The sequence below is a fragment of the Providencia sp. 2024EL-00732 genome (assembly GCF_044006275.1).
Classification (GTDB): Bacteria; Pseudomonadota; Gammaproteobacteria; order Enterobacterales; family Enterobacteriaceae; genus Providencia; species Providencia huashanensis.
The window spans coordinates 18,765-33,697 of sequence record NZ_JBIPDG010000019.1 but is presented as its reverse complement, the minus strand read 5'-3'; the positions used below and the strand labels follow the sequence as shown (position 1 = coordinate 33,697).

The following is a 14,933-nucleotide window of genomic DNA, read 5'->3' as shown; positions in this document are numbered from 1 at the left end:
CCCCCTTTCAATTTATTATTTGAATAATTCAAGACCCCAGTCACCCGCCATGACAATTCCCCCTGCTACGGCACAATAACCAATCCCCATAAACACATCACTCCACTGTTTTTTCTCCATCAGAGCCATAACAACGAGCCACGTTAAATAAAGAAGAGCACCGACCCCAACAAAGATATAAAGCCAATCAACAAGCTCTTGTAACGCATCAGTAGCTTTATTTAAATTATCGAGTCCTCCTGCGGCTAATGCAGGATTTGCCATTGCTAACATAGCGATGGCTAGTGTTAGTAAAAACAGATTTAAATTTAATACTGAATCTTTATTTAAAGAAATTCCGAAAAAACGAACTTTACTCATATTAATAATCTCCAAAAACATCCCATTGATGTTTATTTTTTTCATGTTGACTTAATACCGCTTCACGCTCTAGCGGTGCAGATTTTTCTGGCTGATTGGATTTAGCCAGATTTTTGATTTGAATTTCAGGAACAGAATAATTTTTTTCTGCCTTCAATTCGATTCGTTGAACATAACTTTTTCCATCCCAAGATTCTTGTTTAAACCCCCTCGTCATATTTCCTGAGTAGTAACAACTAAATGCTTTTCTTAATGCCCCCTGCTTATCATTTGGATTATCTTTCAATGCCCGCTCAAAACATTTATTTAAAATATCCGCACCTACTTTAATATTGGTACAGTGATCGAACACGGTTTCATTCGTTAAGTTATAACCTGCGAAATTCTTACTGTAGATTTGCATTAATCCCGCGCTATACGTTTTATTATTGGCTGCCAATCCATTTACAAACTTAATCGCATCATCTTTTTTATCAAAATAATGACTTGTTTTATCGGTCACATTTGCAACGACATAAGGCTTACCCGCTGATTCAACACCAACAAGCGCATGTAAAGTGATAGGACTAACATCAGGCGCACATTGTGAAAACAACGCGCTTAAAACCGCTGCTTTAAGCATAATGAAACCTTTAAATAATTAGTTAAAATCGATTTATTTCTTTTATCAAATAGCGATAACTTGCATTAAAAACATCTGCAAATCCTGAAAAACACAAATAAAAGAAATAAACAAAAACACAAGGTAAAAATAAAACCATCCCATAAATTGACTTTGCAATTTTCATAACATCACCTTTCATTGAATGGTTTTATAAACCATGCCTATTTTATTTTTTAAAACTGGTGTTGACGCAATTTAAAATCATTTAAAATCTATTATTTGATTTTATGGTTCTTGTTATTTCATTTAACTCATACCGATTAAAAACGATAACAGAAGTTGAATTCAATGCTGGTTGACATAAAATATTCATCGGATTTTCAATCCTGATGATACTTTTACCAGTTCTTGGATTTTCATCCATAATTTTACTGATACCACTGCCTAACTCACCACTTACGAGGACATTTGTCATACCATCTTTAGCTATTCCCCACATTGCAACATTATAATTTTCACTATTCATCATCTATTCCTTATACATAAAATAATTGAGGGTTTTATTTCAATATGGGCTTTAGGTTAAAAGCCCATACTCATTTAAATGATTTTAATTAAAACCCAAAAGCAACCCCTGCCCCATAGACCGCACTATCTTCATTATTCCAAGAAATAGAACCCCGAAGATTAACATTATCACTCACTCGATATTGAGAGCCGATAGCAACCGCATTACCATTACGGTAATTACCTAAACCAAGCCCCATACTAAATGTATTTTCATTCGTGTAAGGAATACTCGCCATAGCAGAAACGGACGCAATCCCCGCATTCGCACGGTCAGCATTTTTATTAACTTTATTTTCAATGCGGTTGAAATTATGGTTAACGTCAGCCTGTAGTTCACCGAAACGCTGATCGGTATACTGGTTACTAACAGAAATTGCTTCTTTTTTCGAATTATCAATATTTTGATTAATGATAACGTTGTTATCTTTAATTTTGCTATCGGTATAAGCATTCGAGTTTTTTTCAGCCGTATTTGCGGCTGTTTCAATATTTTGATTAATGATCACATTGTTATCTTTAATCTTCATATCGGTATAACCGTTTGCATTCGTTTCCGCTTGTTCTGCACGAGAATAAGCATTGTCCGCTTTTTGACTGGCATTATTTGCGGTATTTACCGCGTTATCAGCTTTGGTACTAGCCTCAGTCGCGATACTATGAACTTCATCGACCTTAGTAAGCGCACTATCCGCTTTTGCATTGGCTTCATTTGCCGTATTGGTTGCAGTGGTTGCAAGTCCTTTAGCTTCATCTGCGGATTGCTGCGCGTTATTTGCCGTATTTAATGCAGTATCCGCTTTCGTATTGGCTTCATTTGCCACATTTAATGCGTTATCGGCTTTTTGATTGGCATCGTTGGCAACATTTAACGCATTATCGGCTTTTTGATTGGCATCGTTGGCAACATTTAACGCATTATCGGCTTTTTGGTTGGCATCATTGGCAACATTTAACGCATTATCTGCCTTTGCGCTTGCGTCATTTGCCGTATTATTGGCTGTCGTTGCTAGCCCTTTAGCTTCATCTGCGCTAGTTTGTGCGTTATTCGCAGTGGCTAAGGCGTTATCCGCTTTATTTTCGACAGCATCTAATTGACTTTTATTTACCGCATCGGTCTCTTGTGTTCCTGCTGCAACATTCGTCAGTTGTTTTTCATTTCCAGCACTACCAAAAGAAACTGAATTTTCGCGATCTGTTTGACTATTTTTTCCAATAGCAACGCTATTATCAAAACTCGCTTTCGAATTATGACCAAAAGCAATACTATCTTGACCAGAAGCATTAGCCCTTGTACCAACGGCTAATGAATAATTACCAGAAGCACGTGATAATGCCCCGACACTGGTAGCCTCATAACCCGTTGCTTGAGTAAAATTACCTACCGCCAGAGATTGATAGGTAGATGCTTCGCTACCACTACCTAATGCAGTAGAATTTTCACCTGTAGCATTGGCTCTATCGCCAAATGCAGAAGCATTCGTCACTGCATTCGCATTCATCCCCACCGCTGTTGAATAGTTACCTGCCTCAGCACCTACACCGATCGCAACAGCACCTGATGAAGTAGCCTTGCTGTCTTTACCTATCGCAATGGAATTATAATTTCCACCCAATGCTTCTGCATTATCACCAATAGCAATATTATTACCATCCGCATTAGACGTTAAGCCAACAGCTAAACCTTGCCCTTGTCCTTTATCAACTTTAGTCGCTAACCCAATATCTAACTGTTGCTTATTAGTCGCATCGTTCGCTTGCGTTCCTGCTGCAACATTCGTCAGTTGTTTTTCATTTCCAGCACTGCCAAAAGAAACCGAATTTTCGCGATCTGTTTTTGCATCCTTACCAACAGCGACACTATTATTATGAGAAGAAACAGCATTATGCCCGAGAGCAATACTATTCGTACCAGAAGCAATTGATTGTTGCCCCAAACTTAAAGAATAATTTCCTGTAGCTTTAGAACCATAACCCACAGCAGTACTTTCAAATGCCGCAGTTGAATCATGTCCAATCGCAATCCCCCGCGCATCCGATTTAGCATTATCACCAATAGAAACAGAAGAACAGGTCGATTCGCTCCCAATACCAATCGCGATCCCTTTACGGCTGTTATCAACACATTTATCGATTCCTTCAGTAATGGAAAAAGGAGCAATATCCAATTGGGAGTTCCATTTTTCAAAGGCAGCACTGGCACTTCCCGCAAAAGCCAAGCTGATAACGGCTGCTATTGCTGTTAGTTTTAAATTTCGTGTCGAATGTGCTACATTCAATTTGTTAGTTTTCATTAAATAATTCTCACGGGTTGTTTTTAAACTAACGGTTAGTCACATGGCAGTGTGACTAACCATTTAACTTTCTTGCTGTTGCATCCATAAACACAACAATTTCAATTCATCTGCTTTTGAGCGTTCGCTTTCTTTTACGCGATTTTCTAACCAAAGGTGAAAGCTAAGTGGTAATTCTAGAGATGCCCATTTCGCATTTTTCGTGTGGGATTCTAAAATTGACTCTTCCATACCCGACAAATCAGGATTTAACTTCATCATTTCGGCACAAAGTATTTTTATTTCTGAACGTTTAGCCCGTTCGTTACTTTTTGCTCTCGGCTCTAACCAAAGATGAAAGCTCACAGGAAGTTCAACATTAATACATTTTATATTTTCATTTTTCACAACAAACCCTCATTAACCGTAATTAGATTTAACCTATCATACTGAAATTTAAGCGTTTGTAAGTCCCCCTCTAGGGGGACAGGAAAAAAGTACAAAAACAAAAAAACCACCGTTTTTCGGTGGCTTAGTTAAGTTACAATGAATAATGTAATAAATATTTACAATTTAAATTTTGTCTAAATTTAGGGTTACTAATTCCTTTTTAGTCGATATGAAGTTATGCGCGAGTATGCGAAGCATAATCAATGATCTCAGTTCTTGCTGAGAATCACATTTAAGTTTCTGTTTCGCTCTTTTAAAGTGCGTTTTCACGGTATCACTTTGTACGCCCTGCTCCTTAGCAATAACGCTAACGGGTTGCCCCATAACAGTATTAAGAATAGCGACACGCCCTTCCGTGGGACTCAATTCAGGAAAGAGTTGCGATAATGCATTAATATGGATACGATCATTTTCAGTCATGTTAACCTCTGACATAGGTTGATATGATTAGTTACGTGGGAGGGCGCAATCCTCTCGCGTAACGTCAATGAACAAGATTAATTATTCTGCTTTTTTGTATACTTTTTCTGTTTTGTTATAAACGGCTTTCAAAGTAGTATTTTCAACTTGAAATACCTTCTTATTATTTTCGGAAGGCATCACAAGAAAATCACCATCTTTAACTACAAAACCAACTACACTATTAGCAGCGTATTGCGGTTTCGCATATTTGTTTACTTTTGATAAATCAATATACTGTCGATAATCAACTTTATATTGTTTATCGCTCTTATCAAATGATAAAACCATTTGATCTTTATTCTCTGCTTGATAAACCCCTGCCAGCTCTCCATTGTCACCTTCATTACATCCTGTCAAAGCCACAACACTGAATAAAATTGCTGCCATTAATTTTTTCATAAAATCACCCTTCAAAAAATTGATTGTCATTTGAGTTAAGTTTAAACAACTTACACTATAGCATCAACAAATAAATAGCTATCATTAGAAACAGATTTTTTCAATTCACAGACACAAACACTATAAGAGTAGAATTAAAATCATTTTAAAAATCAAAAAATAATTTCCAATCTATTCTCTGCATTGATTTTGATGGTTGGAAGTTCTGATTCATTGGGTAAACCTTTGATTAGAAAATTATAACAATCAACAAGAATAGAATAAAAAAAAGATAAATCAAAACCTGATTGACGGATAAATAAACCACCATTTTCATTAAATGAATTAGTAACACTATTTATATCAATATAAATTTTTTTTCTACTAGACATAGTTAAAACATTTACACCACAAAAGCAAAAATTTTTATTTTTTATAAAAGATAATACAGGTGAACTAATAATTAGTTCATGTTTATTTATTTCACATTTTAGACCCTTCAACTTCATCAAATACAAACAACGTTTAGCATTATTTAGAATATTTAAATTTTCATTTATTAAATTAACATCTCGATTAATTCTATTTTTAAATCTTATTGAATTTGTTTTTTTTCTTAATGATACTTCGATTTCTTCCACTAATGATGGGGTTTGTAATTTTTCATTTTTAAGACCATAAAAATTCAATAATTTAGGAATTTCATCTAAAGCATCAAGGTTAAAAAATTCAGAATAACCATGATTCTTACTCATATCTTTTTTAAATCGTTTTAAATAGAGATGCAATGCACATTCGAGATTGTAAACGCCTTCTTTGGAAATGGGAATAATGTAACTTTCATCAAAATCTGGCTTACCCCAATGGCAAAGCTGTTGAATTCGATTAGTCACATTATCAGCTTTTCCAATCTTAACAGCATTAAGATTTCGATAAACCAAAACATACACATTCGAGTTATTTTTGTTCATTATTTTTATCCCAAAATGAATTATCCACGTTATTTCCAACAACCTTATGCCACGCAAAAACTTTCTCTAAATCAGGTTTACTCAAATTTAACTTGGGATCATAAGCTCTCAATTTTTTTAAATAGTTTCTCATTAATTCTATACATGTTCTAGCCCAATCCCCCTCAGCCGCGCTCCCCTTTGTTACGCGAGGTCTATTAGGCATTCTTGGTCGTGCAGGCTTAATTTTATCTATTAGTTTTTCATCAATATAACAAAAAACTATTGATTCCACTTTTCTATTTGATTTAATTTCTTTGTAAGTTACTGTAATACCAGTTGTATTATTTATTATTGTTACTGCTGGCTCTATAACTCTTCTTTTAAACTCTCCATACTTAGGATAAAGCCCATCCATACCAAGTGCGATTTTTATCCATTCAATATCTAATGGATTAGTACATATAACACCATTTTCCTTTTTGTTTTTATTCATTAATTTATATTTCATTAGCCAACTATAAATTCTGAAAGCAACAGGAGAATCTAATTTAACCATTTCTTCCAAATTTATTTGAGTAAAAGATTCTTTCAATTCATATAGGTAATCTCTTACATCTTCGGAAAATTTTACAGTTACATCACCATATGCATCTCCAACACCTTGATTTATCCTAGTAAACCAGTAAATAATGTCTTTTTCTATTCTCTTCTTTTCTTCATTATATGAAAAAAGAACTACTGGTTTTGATGCTAAAGATTCCACTACATTTTTTACTTGTTTATAGCCAATCTCTTTTAACCCATAAATGTCTATATACTCTTTGGCATAAACGGTATAGAAACCCTCTGGTTGAGGTTTTTTACTATCTATTTTTGTTAAAATTAAATAAAGCCAACGTATTTCAGGTAACGTTAAGCTATAAGAACCATCAATCAAATCATTTGCTTGTGTAAAAATAATCGAATCTTTCTTTTTCATTTTACAACCCCAAAATATCATATTTTCTAAAGTATATTTCACTTCCATAAAGATGTACACATTTTTATTTTGGTACATACATGTATTGATAAATCTGTACATCATTGGTTAAACCCAAACAAGCCATAAACCCAAGATTAAGATCGAGTTTTTTTAAAAAAAACCTTAAAATTAAAATTGAAAATAATTTTAAAAAGTCGAATAAATCACAACATATTGATTTTAATGTCAATTTTATTTTTTCACTTCGGTTTGTCTATTTGTGGATAAGTAAAGTTATCCACAGAAAATTTGTACATCTTTATTGATAAATCTGTACATCTACTTTGATAAATCCGTACATCTTTATTGATAAATCTGTACATCTTAAAAATAACAGCATTGATAAATCCGTACATCTTTATTGATAAATCCGTACATCTTTATTGATAAATCTGTACATCTTCAAGTTTGCAACAGATTGAAATTAATAGTTTTAAATTTCATAAGAAAAGAAAGGAAATATACTATGTAACATAGGAGTATAGAAAAGGAATTTATAGAAAAAGAAAAAAACAACAAAAAATAAAAATCACCTAAAATAAATTTCCCCTTAACAACTCAGTGACCCTGCTCTCTTCAACATCGATGATATTCCGCTTCCTCGGTTTGTTCGCTCCCGTTGGTCGGTCTCAAACCTGCGTCGAGCGGTGCGGGTTAAGGGTTTCAATATTTTTCACTTCAAAACTATCAATACGTGGTCCTATATTAATAACTTTTAATTCAATAGGTTAACACCAATAAATCCCGTTTTCCCGTAGCTTTGTGGTCACATGTTTATAAAAAATTAGGCAACGATGAACCGGTTAGCAAAGAACTGACTCCCTAATACAGGATCTAACGCGATCCAGTTTGTGATCCTCCCCTTCGTGCAAAACAGAAGCTCACCAAACGCCCTCTAAGCGATTTTTTATCTTGCATCCACTCTAGGTAGCCAATTTCAATTAAAATTGCTCAGAATCGATTATAGGAAATATTTCAGATAATGAATATTGTATATCAACATTGTTGATACATTGGTTTGATACTGATATCCTGATGGTGTGTTGGTAGTAAATATACTCGGTTAGAGGGCAAGACAAAATGACACAAGTGATAGTAAAAAAATGGGGAAACAGTCCATCTGTAAGATTGCCTGTCGCCATTATGGAACGAGCATCCCTGAATGTAGATGATACGGTCGAAATAGACGTTGAAGAAGGTCGGATTATCATCACGCCTGTTAAGGCGCAAGAGTATTCCATAGATTTTCTTTTAGGAAATATCACGCCAGAAAATATCCATGAAAAAATGGATTTTGGAAAAGCTACGGGTAAGGAGTTAATTTAATGGTTTCGCGTTATGTGCCTGACTCGGGTGATTTAATATGGATTAATTTAGATCCTGTTGAAGGACATGAGCAAGGTGGACACCGTCCTGCGGTTGTATTGAGTCCATTTGCCTATAATAACAAAGTAGGGTTATTGCTCTGTGTTCCTTGCACTACAAAGGGGAAAAATTATCCTTTTGAGGTTGAATTATCGTGTAGTGGAAATGAGAGTTTTGCATTATCCGATCAGGTGACTTGTGTTGATTGGAGAGCAAGAAAAATAACAAAAAAAGGGACTGTCAGTTTATCTGAACTGGCAGAAATAAAAGCCAAAGCAAAAGCATTGATAGGCTAATTTATATTTCGTGTGTTATTTAATATGAATAAAGAAACAGTTACGAGCTTGATTGAGAATGGAATTTATTTTTTAGATCATGCAAAAGATAACATTGAAAAAGATTTAAAACTAGCCTTAGTTACTTTCTGGACAGGTGTTGAGATTTTACTCAAAGTTCCGATTGCTAATGAACATTGGAATTTACTTATAACTAGTAAAAAGAGAAATGAGATAAATATAAATGCTTTTAAAAAAGGGGCGTTCAACTCAATAACATTTGATGAGACAGTAAAAATATTAGGTAATATATTAAATAATCCAATTCCAAAAGATAGTTTAATTCACTTAGATAAAGTCAAAAAACATAGAAATAAAATAATTCATTTTCATAATGACGAGATAATAAACTCCCAAGAAGAGACAAAAAAAGAGCTTGCTAATGCTTGGTTTGCTTTACATTCATTTATCATTAACTGGAAGTTTTTATTTAAAACGGATGGCGTCTACAATCCATTGAATAGACTGGATTATTTTCTTTTAAATAATAATAAATACTATATAGAAGCAAAATTTAACAGTGTTAGAAATTATCTTGATGAAATAATAAAAGAAGGCACAGAAGTACAACAATGCTCATATTGTAATAAAAAATCACTAGTTTTCAATTTTAATAATGATATACAAAATATTTATAATGGCTCTTGTAGTGTTTGTAACAAAACAACGGTTTCTTTTAAATTTAATTGCCTTTCTTGTAATTCAGAAAATTATTTTAGTAATTATAGTGATAGCGTATCATGTAAATCATGTGGCTATTTAAATGATAAAGAAGAATATTTCAATACATTATATGAACTAGATAATTATAATCATTTTGTTTATACAGGATGTTGCGAATGCATGACCGAAGATTCTGTAATAGAACTTAATTCTAAATACATTTGTAAAAATTGTTTGCAAATATTTGATGAAGTAAATACATGTGATTGTTGTCAGTATAGAAGTACGTATGTACAACACGATTCGTATTATTTAGGTTGTGAATTTTGCAATGGTAGAGAATACGATGAAGATGATTAAACTAACTTTTTAACAATATAACTTTAAGCGTTTATAAGGAAATTAGATGAGGAATTTAAAAACAAAATTAGCCGTAGTGGGAGTTTTAGCATTTTTTTCAATTACGGGATATGCAAAATCAATTTATTGGACAGAATCCGTTAATCAAAAACTAGAAACATTACAAGCTATGGATAAAAATTTAGGAATTGCGACTAAATTGGTTAATGCGGGGGTAAGTCATCAATGTGATAAAATTATCAATGATGATGAAATGTTAAAAATCAATAAAGTTTATGCGCTAAAAATTAATAAGATCCAATCATTGCTTAATGAAAATGATAGCAACAAGCAACCTGAGTATGAGGCAGAAATTAGCTCAATTGAATGTATTTTGAATTAAAAGGGCGCTTGATGCCTAACATAAGCAAAAAAGAGAAAGTGCGGGGGAAAAATCCCCCCGCTAGGCATTACCGTTCTTCGTAAGAAAGGCTAGCCTGAACTACTGTATTTCCACTATTCACGCTGATAGAACAAAGCCTATCGCGCATCAGTAAAGAGAAACACAGCACCGTCACACAAACGGCAATCAGCCCTATCAGGGCATACTTGGTCATTCTCCTTGACTCCTAATTGATTAGGAGGCAAAATCTTCATTGCTTATGTGAAGAGTCTTGCCTCGTTGGTTGAACTAAAAAACAACTAACGGGGCTTTCTTCTTTCTGGCTCTCACAAAATGCTTGAACCAGTCAGGATCAAGCACCCGCGATTAGCATAACAAATCTTTTTTCTTTCCAACAGTTTTTCGGTCTGTAAGACTCTCTAACGGGTTTAATTTATTAGGTGATGTTTTCCCTATCTTTTGTCTCCGACCGTCTGACAATGGTGTTGTGTCGCGTTCTGTGCCCGTTTAGTTCGCTCCGCTCACGGCTAATCAGCGCGGGGAGGTGTTCCCTGCTCTTTTCAAATCCCCCCGATTTTATCGGCAAATTAACATAGGGCGTTTTTCTTGGCTTTCGTGGGTTGCCTTACATGCCCTAAAGGGCATAAAAAAGGGGCATTTAAGCCCCTGCAAACTGAATTTTTAATCCTAATGCTTTCGTTATTTTTGTCACAGTTTTAAAAGACGGATTTCCTTCACCAGATAAAGCTTTATAAATCCCCTCTCTGCTCATGCCGGTATCTTTTGATAATTGACTAATATTTCGAGCTTTAGCAATATTGCCTAATGCTTGAAAAAGATATTTATTATCATCTTCTTCTAATGCTGCATTTAAATAAGCTTGAATATCTTCCTCTGTTGTTAAGTATTCAACAACATCAAACTTCTTTAATTCTTTATTCATGTTAAAACCCCCATTTCTTCGCTAATTCTTTTGCTTTTTTTATATCGGCTTGCTGAGTAGTTTTATCGCCTCCGCAAAGCAATAAAATGATTTGATTATTTTTATTTCCAAAATAAACGCGATAGCCTTTTCCTTGATGAATTCTTAATTCTGATAATCCATGACCTATTGGTTGAACGTCACCCATATTACCCTCAGCCATTCTTTCAAGTCGGATTAATATTTTAGCTTTCGCTATTTTATCTTTAAGTGAATTCAACCATTTTTCAATTTCATCAGTCTGCTTAATTTCTATCATTAAGAATACTCCCTTATCTATAACTAATTATAAGTTTTATAACTCGGGTTGTCAACTGTGGTTATCAGTTTATTTATTTAATAAAGGTAAAATTCAATGATAATAATACTTGCATTAACGCCCGAAAACGGGCATAATATCTATATCGAAACGGGGAGTGTTCCCTACCACTAAATGCCAATAGGCAGGAGTTTTAAAATGACTAAGCAAGAAATCGCAATTGAAGCTTTAGACCGCGCAGAAAACAACGCATCAGAAACCAATTATGAGACCATTTTTAATGGCTTTATGGCAATGGGGATCGATAAAGATGATATTGAGCCTCGCGTGAATGTATTTACGTTTAATGCATGGAAAGCGAAAGGTCGCTTTGTGAAGAAAGGCGAAAAAGGTGTGAGAGTCATCACTTACATTCAAGTCGATAAAAAAGAAGAAGATTCCGACGAAGTTAAAAAGGTATTCAAGAAACGCCAAACTACCGTTTTCCATATTTCACAGACAAGCCCAACGGATGATAAAACGGAAGTCATAGAATCAGCTAGCACCGAAGAAAATGTAAAAAGTGAACAGGAACACCCAGCGGCAGCAAAGACAGAAGAAAAAGTCTTAAATTGGTACGAAGAAAAGCAAGCTAGACGTAAGGAGCGTTATCTTGAACTAGCTGGAAATGCGGCTATTCAGAGTGGCGTAAGTTATTCTAGAGCCGTCAAAATGGCTGATGCAATCCCGTTTGGACAACCTATTTTATTAGGGCATCACAGCGAAAGACGCGACAGAAATTATCGCTCTAAAATAACAAAAAACTTTGAAAAATCATTTGAGCAAAGTAGTAAGGCGGAATATTACGAAAATAAAGCGGCATCAGTAGGTAAAGCGGGGATATCCAGTGATGATCCCGATGCAATTTTAAAGCTACAGAAAAAATTAACGCGATTAGAGAAAAGTCATGAAATCATGAAATCAGTAAATAAAATTGTTAAGAACAAAAAAATGACACATGATGAAAAATACAATGAAATAATTAAATTAGGAATTAAAGAAAAAGATATTAATGAATTACTAACAGGTAATATTGTTGGAACAATTGGCTTTGCGCCTTACGCATTACAAAATAATAACGCGGAAATTAATCGCGTTAAAAAAAGAATTAAAAGTTTATCAAAAATAAAAAACAATGATAACGTAATAGAGGAAAATAATAAGTTTATATTTAAAATTAATTATGAAATTAATCGTATTATGTTTATTTTTGATGGTAAACCAGAAAAAGAAGTAAGGAAAATATTAGGTGAAAATTCTTTTAATTGGAGTAGCTATAATAATGCATGGATTCGTAAAATAAGTCACAATGCTTTATACGCGGCTAACTCAATCAAAAAACAATTATTGAGTATGTGATAATCAAAATAAAAGCCCTTTAATGAGGGTTTTTATTTTCTTGATGTTTCCCCTATCTTTTGTCTTCGACCGTCTAACAATGGTGCTGTGTCGCGTTCTGTTCCCGTTTAGTTCGCTCCGCTCACGGCTAATCAGCGCGGGGAGGTGTTCCCTGCTCTCTTCAAATCCCCCCGATTTTATCGGCAAATCAACATAGGGCGTATTTCTTGGCTTTCGTGGGTTGCCTTACATGCCCTAAAGGGCATAAAAAATAAAATACAGACAAATAATACTTGCATTGGCGCCCGAAAACGGGCATAATATTTATATTGAAACGGGGAATGTTCCCTACCACTAAATGCCAATTGGCAGGAGTTTTTAAATGAGAAACAAAAAAGAAAGAAAACCAAATGAACCGTTTGATATTCCCGCTTTTCATGAATCTGTAAAAATTGAATATGAAGCAGGTCTCCTCACGCTTCATGAAGCAGCGATTGAGTTTTATAAAGCTAATTGGACGCATTATATAGATATCGAATACACAAAACGACAGCTTGGAATTTAGGTTTAAATAACCCCCTGAAAAAGGGGGTTATAAATAGACTGTATAAAAACGTTTTAAAGAAATTCATTAAATAGCTTTTTACTTAGCGCTCGTTATCGGGTGTGGTGTTTACATCGAAACGGGGATGTGTTCCCTACCACTGTGCCAATCGGCAGGAGTTTTTAAATGAGTTCACCTGAATCAACAGCTTCATCATACTTTGAGTTAATTTTAGTTTTAATCATATTTCTTATGTTTGTCTTAGGATGGAGTAATACTATTGAAAATTTTCAATATGAACGGCTTGATCATATCATAAATGATTGTTCTGTAAGTGAACAAGTAAATAAGAAAGTAATTTTATCATGCAGATCTACTAGCTCAGGTGATTATTATCTAAAAGATATGGATATAAAAACTTACAAAGGATATCAAGAACGCTATAGAGAAATAGAGTTAGATAATGCAAATGATATATTAGATGATTTTAAAAAATGCAAGAAGTATGAGAGGGATTATTATTATCAATATTTTTTATGTGAAAATGACACATTGAAAAAAATAAGTAAAAAAGAATATGATAATGCAATTCAAACGATTGATTTTTATGATGAAAAATAAAATTAATGGTTAGGTTATCTCAGAGTAAGAAATTATTTTAACATGAAAATAATTTCTACTACTAAAAGCTAATAGGCAATATTATAATAAGGTTTTTATATATGGAAAATTCAAATCAAGAAGGTACATTCGCAGGTTTTTGTACGGCTCTTAGCCTAAGCATTGCTATACTTATTATTAATCATGATATAAATAGTCGGTTTTTTATATCTATTTCAATTATTTCAATTGTTGCTACTATTTTATTTGTATTTACACAGTATAAATTTGTAATCCTAAAGCCATATATAGTTATTATATATTTAATAATTTCATTAATTAGTTTATACATGCTAATGATGTCTAGCATAGATGAACAGAATAACGAAATAAGAGACAATGCAATAAAAGCTCGTAAACAGGCGGAGTATGTCATAAACAATTGTGAATTGAAAATAGTTGGCGCTAACGGGGGCTTTCTATCATCTCCAAAAAATGGTTATTTATGTCATGATGGAATAATTTATTATATTTCTGATTTTTATGCAGAAAATATTATAAAATAACACTTGCATTAACACCCGAAAACGGGCATAATATCTATATCGAAACGGGGAATGTTCCCTACTATCAATTGCCAATAGGCAGGAGTGTTAAAATGACAACATCTAAATTAGTTTTTCGTAATGGTTCGGTTTCTGTGAATGATGTTTTTGTATCATCTTGGGGATATGAGCAAACTAACGTGAATTTTTATCAAGTCATTTCGTTACATGGTAAAAAAACCGTTACGGTCAGGGAAATTCGAGCTGAGGCGGTTCTTGATAGCTCTATGTCTGGTAAGAAAAAACCTATTTTAAATGATTTTATTGCCGACCCGTTACGTCGTCAGGTTAAAGAACATGGTTCTGAGCCATTAATTAAAATTGAAGAGTTTGAGCAAGCCTCCTTAACCTCTATTGATAAAGAACACTTTTTTAGCTCTTGGTATTAATTAA

The 14,933-nt window shown here is 33.8% G+C and carries 21 protein-coding genes; 9 read left to right on the top strand and 12 right to left on the bottom strand.

Features of this window, described 5'->3' with window-relative positions:
• Positions 1-15: 15 nt before the first annotated feature.
• The 9 genes from ACHB7C_RS19730 to ACHB7C_RS19690 form a co-directional block, all read right to left on the bottom strand.
• Entirely contained in the window at positions 16-360 is a 345-nt protein-coding gene (locus tag ACHB7C_RS19730; RefSeq protein ID WP_395348334.1) for a TrbC/VirB2 family protein, read from the bottom strand.
• A gap of 1 nt (position 361) precedes the next feature.
• A complete protein-coding gene (locus tag ACHB7C_RS19725) occupies positions 362-982 on the bottom strand; it encodes a lytic transglycosylase domain-containing protein (protein ID WP_395348332.1) in 621 nt (206 codons plus the stop codon).
• 247 nt (positions 983-1,229) lie between these two features.
• Positions 1,230-1,490: a hypothetical protein gene (locus ACHB7C_RS19720; protein WP_395348330.1), complete on the bottom strand. Its 261-nt coding sequence runs from the start codon at positions 1,488-1,490 to the stop codon at positions 1,230-1,232.
• A gap of 88 nt (positions 1,491-1,578) precedes the next feature.
• A complete protein-coding gene (locus ACHB7C_RS19715; RefSeq protein ID WP_395348328.1) occupies positions 1,579-3,825 on the bottom strand; it encodes an alanine-zipper protein in 2,247 nt (748 codons plus the stop codon).
• Positions 3,826-3,888: 63 nt separating this feature from the next.
• On the bottom strand, positions 3,889-4,212 hold the full coding sequence (locus tag ACHB7C_RS19710) for a hypothetical protein (RefSeq protein WP_395348326.1): 324 nt from the start codon (positions 4,210-4,212) through the stop codon (positions 3,889-3,891).
• Between the two features lie 165 nt (positions 4,213-4,377).
• Complete coding sequence (locus tag ACHB7C_RS19705) at positions 4,378-4,674, bottom strand: LuxR C-terminal-related transcriptional regulator (protein ID WP_283656992.1); 297 nt, start codon at positions 4,672-4,674, stop codon at positions 4,378-4,380.
• Positions 4,675-4,755: 81 nt separating this feature from the next.
• Positions 4,756-5,115: a hypothetical protein gene (locus tag ACHB7C_RS19700; protein ID WP_395348324.1), complete on the bottom strand. Its 360-nt coding sequence runs from the start codon at positions 5,113-5,115 to the stop codon at positions 4,756-4,758.
• 152 nt (positions 5,116-5,267) lie between these two features.
• Positions 5,268-6,065: a GIY-YIG nuclease family protein gene (locus ACHB7C_RS19695; protein ID WP_395348321.1), complete on the bottom strand. Its 798-nt coding sequence runs from the start codon at positions 6,063-6,065 to the stop codon at positions 5,268-5,270.
• Positions 6,052-7,026 (bottom strand): replication initiation protein, encoded by a 975-nt coding sequence (locus tag ACHB7C_RS19690; RefSeq protein ID WP_395348319.1) that lies wholly within the window; start codon positions 7,024-7,026, stop codon positions 6,052-6,054. Before ACHB7C_RS19690 ends, ACHB7C_RS19695 begins: the two co-directional genes overlap by 14 nt.
• A 1,122-nt stretch (positions 7,027-8,148) precedes the next feature.
• Here ACHB7C_RS19690 and ACHB7C_RS19685 point away from each other — a divergent pair.
• The 4 genes from ACHB7C_RS19685 to ACHB7C_RS19670 are packed head-to-tail and all read left to right on the top strand — an operon-like array spanning position 8,149 to position 10,173.
• Positions 8,149-8,394 carry an AbrB/MazE/SpoVT family DNA-binding domain-containing protein gene (locus ACHB7C_RS19685; protein ID WP_283656988.1) on the top strand — a complete coding sequence of 82 codons (246 nt, stop codon included), beginning with the start codon at positions 8,149-8,151 and terminating at the stop codon, positions 8,392-8,394.
• Positions 8,394-8,729 carry an endoribonuclease MazF gene (gene mazF / locus ACHB7C_RS19680; protein ID WP_283656987.1) on the top strand — a complete coding sequence of 112 codons (336 nt, stop codon included), beginning with the start codon at positions 8,394-8,396 and terminating at the stop codon, positions 8,727-8,729. The genes ACHB7C_RS19685 and mazF overlap by 1 nt, the downstream gene beginning before the upstream one ends.
• 24 nt (positions 8,730-8,753) lie before the next feature.
• Positions 8,754-9,791 carry a hypothetical protein gene (locus ACHB7C_RS19675; protein WP_395348317.1) on the top strand — a complete coding sequence of 346 codons (1,038 nt, stop codon included), beginning with the start codon at positions 8,754-8,756 and terminating at the stop codon, positions 9,789-9,791.
• Positions 9,792-9,837: 46 nt separating this feature from the next.
• Positions 9,838-10,173, top strand: coding sequence for a hypothetical protein (locus tag ACHB7C_RS19670; protein WP_395348315.1), 336 nt, complete (start codon positions 9,838-9,840; stop codon positions 10,171-10,173).
• 67 nt (positions 10,174-10,240) lie between these two features.
• On the opposite strand, the gene ACHB7C_RS19665 is transcribed toward ACHB7C_RS19670, so the two are convergent.
• From ACHB7C_RS19665 to ACHB7C_RS19655, 3 genes are all read right to left on the bottom strand, one after another.
• Positions 10,241-10,387 (bottom strand): Hok/Gef family protein, encoded by a 147-nt coding sequence (locus ACHB7C_RS19665; protein ID WP_283656984.1) that lies wholly within the window; start codon positions 10,385-10,387, stop codon positions 10,241-10,243.
• A gap of 444 nt (positions 10,388-10,831) precedes the next feature.
• Positions 10,832-11,116 carry an addiction module antidote protein gene (locus ACHB7C_RS19660; RefSeq protein WP_283656983.1) on the bottom strand — a complete coding sequence of 95 codons (285 nt, stop codon included), beginning with the start codon at positions 11,114-11,116 and terminating at the stop codon, positions 10,832-10,834.
• A gap of 1 nt (position 11,117) precedes the next feature.
• On the bottom strand, positions 11,118-11,414 hold the full coding sequence (locus ACHB7C_RS19655; protein WP_395348313.1) for a type II toxin-antitoxin system RelE/ParE family toxin: 297 nt from the start codon (positions 11,412-11,414) through the stop codon (positions 11,118-11,120).
• Between the two features lie 198 nt (positions 11,415-11,612).
• Between ACHB7C_RS19655 and ACHB7C_RS19650 the strand changes: the two genes are divergently transcribed.
• The 5 genes from ACHB7C_RS19650 (at position 11,613) to ACHB7C_RS19630 (ending at position 14,929) form a co-directional block, all read left to right on the top strand.
• The gene (locus ACHB7C_RS19650; protein ID WP_395348311.1) at positions 11,613-12,812 is read left to right on the top strand and encodes a DUF3560 domain-containing protein; all 1,200 of its coding nucleotides are present in this window, start codon (positions 11,613-11,615) and stop codon (positions 12,810-12,812) included.
• A gap of 361 nt (positions 12,813-13,173) precedes the next feature.
• Complete coding sequence (locus ACHB7C_RS19645; protein WP_283656980.1) at positions 13,174-13,356, top strand: hypothetical protein; 183 nt, start codon at positions 13,174-13,176, stop codon at positions 13,354-13,356.
• A 165-nt stretch (positions 13,357-13,521) separates the two neighbouring features.
• The gene (locus ACHB7C_RS19640) at positions 13,522-13,956 is read left to right on the top strand and encodes a hypothetical protein (RefSeq protein WP_395348309.1); all 435 of its coding nucleotides are present in this window, start codon (positions 13,522-13,524) and stop codon (positions 13,954-13,956) included.
• A 101-nt stretch (positions 13,957-14,057) separates the two neighbouring features.
• The gene (locus tag ACHB7C_RS19635; RefSeq protein ID WP_283656978.1) at positions 14,058-14,501 is read left to right on the top strand and encodes a hypothetical protein; all 444 of its coding nucleotides are present in this window, start codon (positions 14,058-14,060) and stop codon (positions 14,499-14,501) included.
• A 92-nt stretch (positions 14,502-14,593) separates the two neighbouring features.
• The gene (locus ACHB7C_RS19630; protein ID WP_395348307.1) at positions 14,594-14,929 is read left to right on the top strand and encodes a hypothetical protein; all 336 of its coding nucleotides are present in this window, start codon (positions 14,594-14,596) and stop codon (positions 14,927-14,929) included.
• Positions 14,930-14,933 lie beyond the last annotated feature (4 nt).

Excerpts from the sequence above, each read along its gene's own strand:
- ACHB7C_RS19630 (WP_395348307.1), top strand. The coding sequence starts at position 14,594 with ATGACAACATCTAAATTAGTTTTTCGTAATGGTTCGGTTTCTGTGAAT.
- ACHB7C_RS19650 (WP_395348311.1), top strand. The coding sequence starts at position 11,613 with ATGACTAAGCAAGAAATCGCAATTGAAGCTTTAGACCGCGCAGAAAAC.
- ACHB7C_RS19660 (WP_283656983.1), bottom strand. The coding sequence starts at position 11,116 with ATGAATAAAGAATTAAAGAAGTTTGATGTTGTTGAATACTTAACAACA.
- ACHB7C_RS19715 (WP_395348328.1), bottom strand. The coding sequence starts at position 3,825 with ATGAAAACTAACAAATTGAATGTAGCACATTCGACACGAAATTTAAAA.
- ACHB7C_RS19640 (WP_395348309.1), top strand. The coding sequence starts at position 13,522 with ATGAGTTCACCTGAATCAACAGCTTCATCATACTTTGAGTTAATTTTA.
- ACHB7C_RS19655 (WP_395348313.1), bottom strand. The coding sequence starts at position 11,414 with ATGATAGAAATTAAGCAGACTGATGAAATTGAAAAATGGTTGAATTCA.
- mazF (WP_283656987.1), top strand. The coding sequence starts at position 8,394 with ATGGTTTCGCGTTATGTGCCTGACTCGGGTGATTTAATATGGATTAAT.
- ACHB7C_RS19730 (WP_395348334.1), bottom strand. The coding sequence starts at position 360 with ATGAGTAAAGTTCGTTTTTTCGGAATTTCTTTAAATAAAGATTCAGTA.
- ACHB7C_RS19645 (WP_283656980.1), top strand. The coding sequence starts at position 13,174 with ATGAGAAACAAAAAAGAAAGAAAACCAAATGAACCGTTTGATATTCCC.
- ACHB7C_RS19695 (WP_395348321.1), bottom strand. The coding sequence starts at position 6,065 with ATGAACAAAAATAACTCGAATGTGTATGTTTTGGTTTATCGAAATCTT.
- ACHB7C_RS19670 (WP_395348315.1), top strand. The coding sequence starts at position 9,838 with ATGAGGAATTTAAAAACAAAATTAGCCGTAGTGGGAGTTTTAGCATTT.
- ACHB7C_RS19705 (WP_283656992.1), bottom strand. The coding sequence starts at position 4,674 with ATGACTGAAAATGATCGTATCCATATTAATGCATTATCGCAACTCTTT.
- ACHB7C_RS19720 (WP_395348330.1), bottom strand. The coding sequence starts at position 1,490 with ATGAATAGTGAAAATTATAATGTTGCAATGTGGGGAATAGCTAAAGAT.
- ACHB7C_RS19690 (WP_395348319.1), bottom strand. The coding sequence starts at position 7,026 with ATGAAAAAGAAAGATTCGATTATTTTTACACAAGCAAATGATTTGATT.
- ACHB7C_RS19725 (WP_395348332.1), bottom strand. The coding sequence starts at position 982 with ATGCTTAAAGCAGCGGTTTTAAGCGCGTTGTTTTCACAATGTGCGCCT.
- ACHB7C_RS19635 (WP_283656978.1), top strand. The coding sequence starts at position 14,058 with ATGGAAAATTCAAATCAAGAAGGTACATTCGCAGGTTTTTGTACGGCT.
- ACHB7C_RS19685 (WP_283656988.1), top strand. The coding sequence starts at position 8,149 with ATGACACAAGTGATAGTAAAAAAATGGGGAAACAGTCCATCTGTAAGA.
- ACHB7C_RS19700 (WP_395348324.1), bottom strand. The coding sequence starts at position 5,115 with ATGAAAAAATTAATGGCAGCAATTTTATTCAGTGTTGTGGCTTTGACA.
- ACHB7C_RS19665 (WP_283656984.1), bottom strand. The coding sequence starts at position 10,387 with ATGACCAAGTATGCCCTGATAGGGCTGATTGCCGTTTGTGTGACGGTG.
- ACHB7C_RS19675 (WP_395348317.1), top strand. The coding sequence starts at position 8,754 with ATGAATAAAGAAACAGTTACGAGCTTGATTGAGAATGGAATTTATTTT.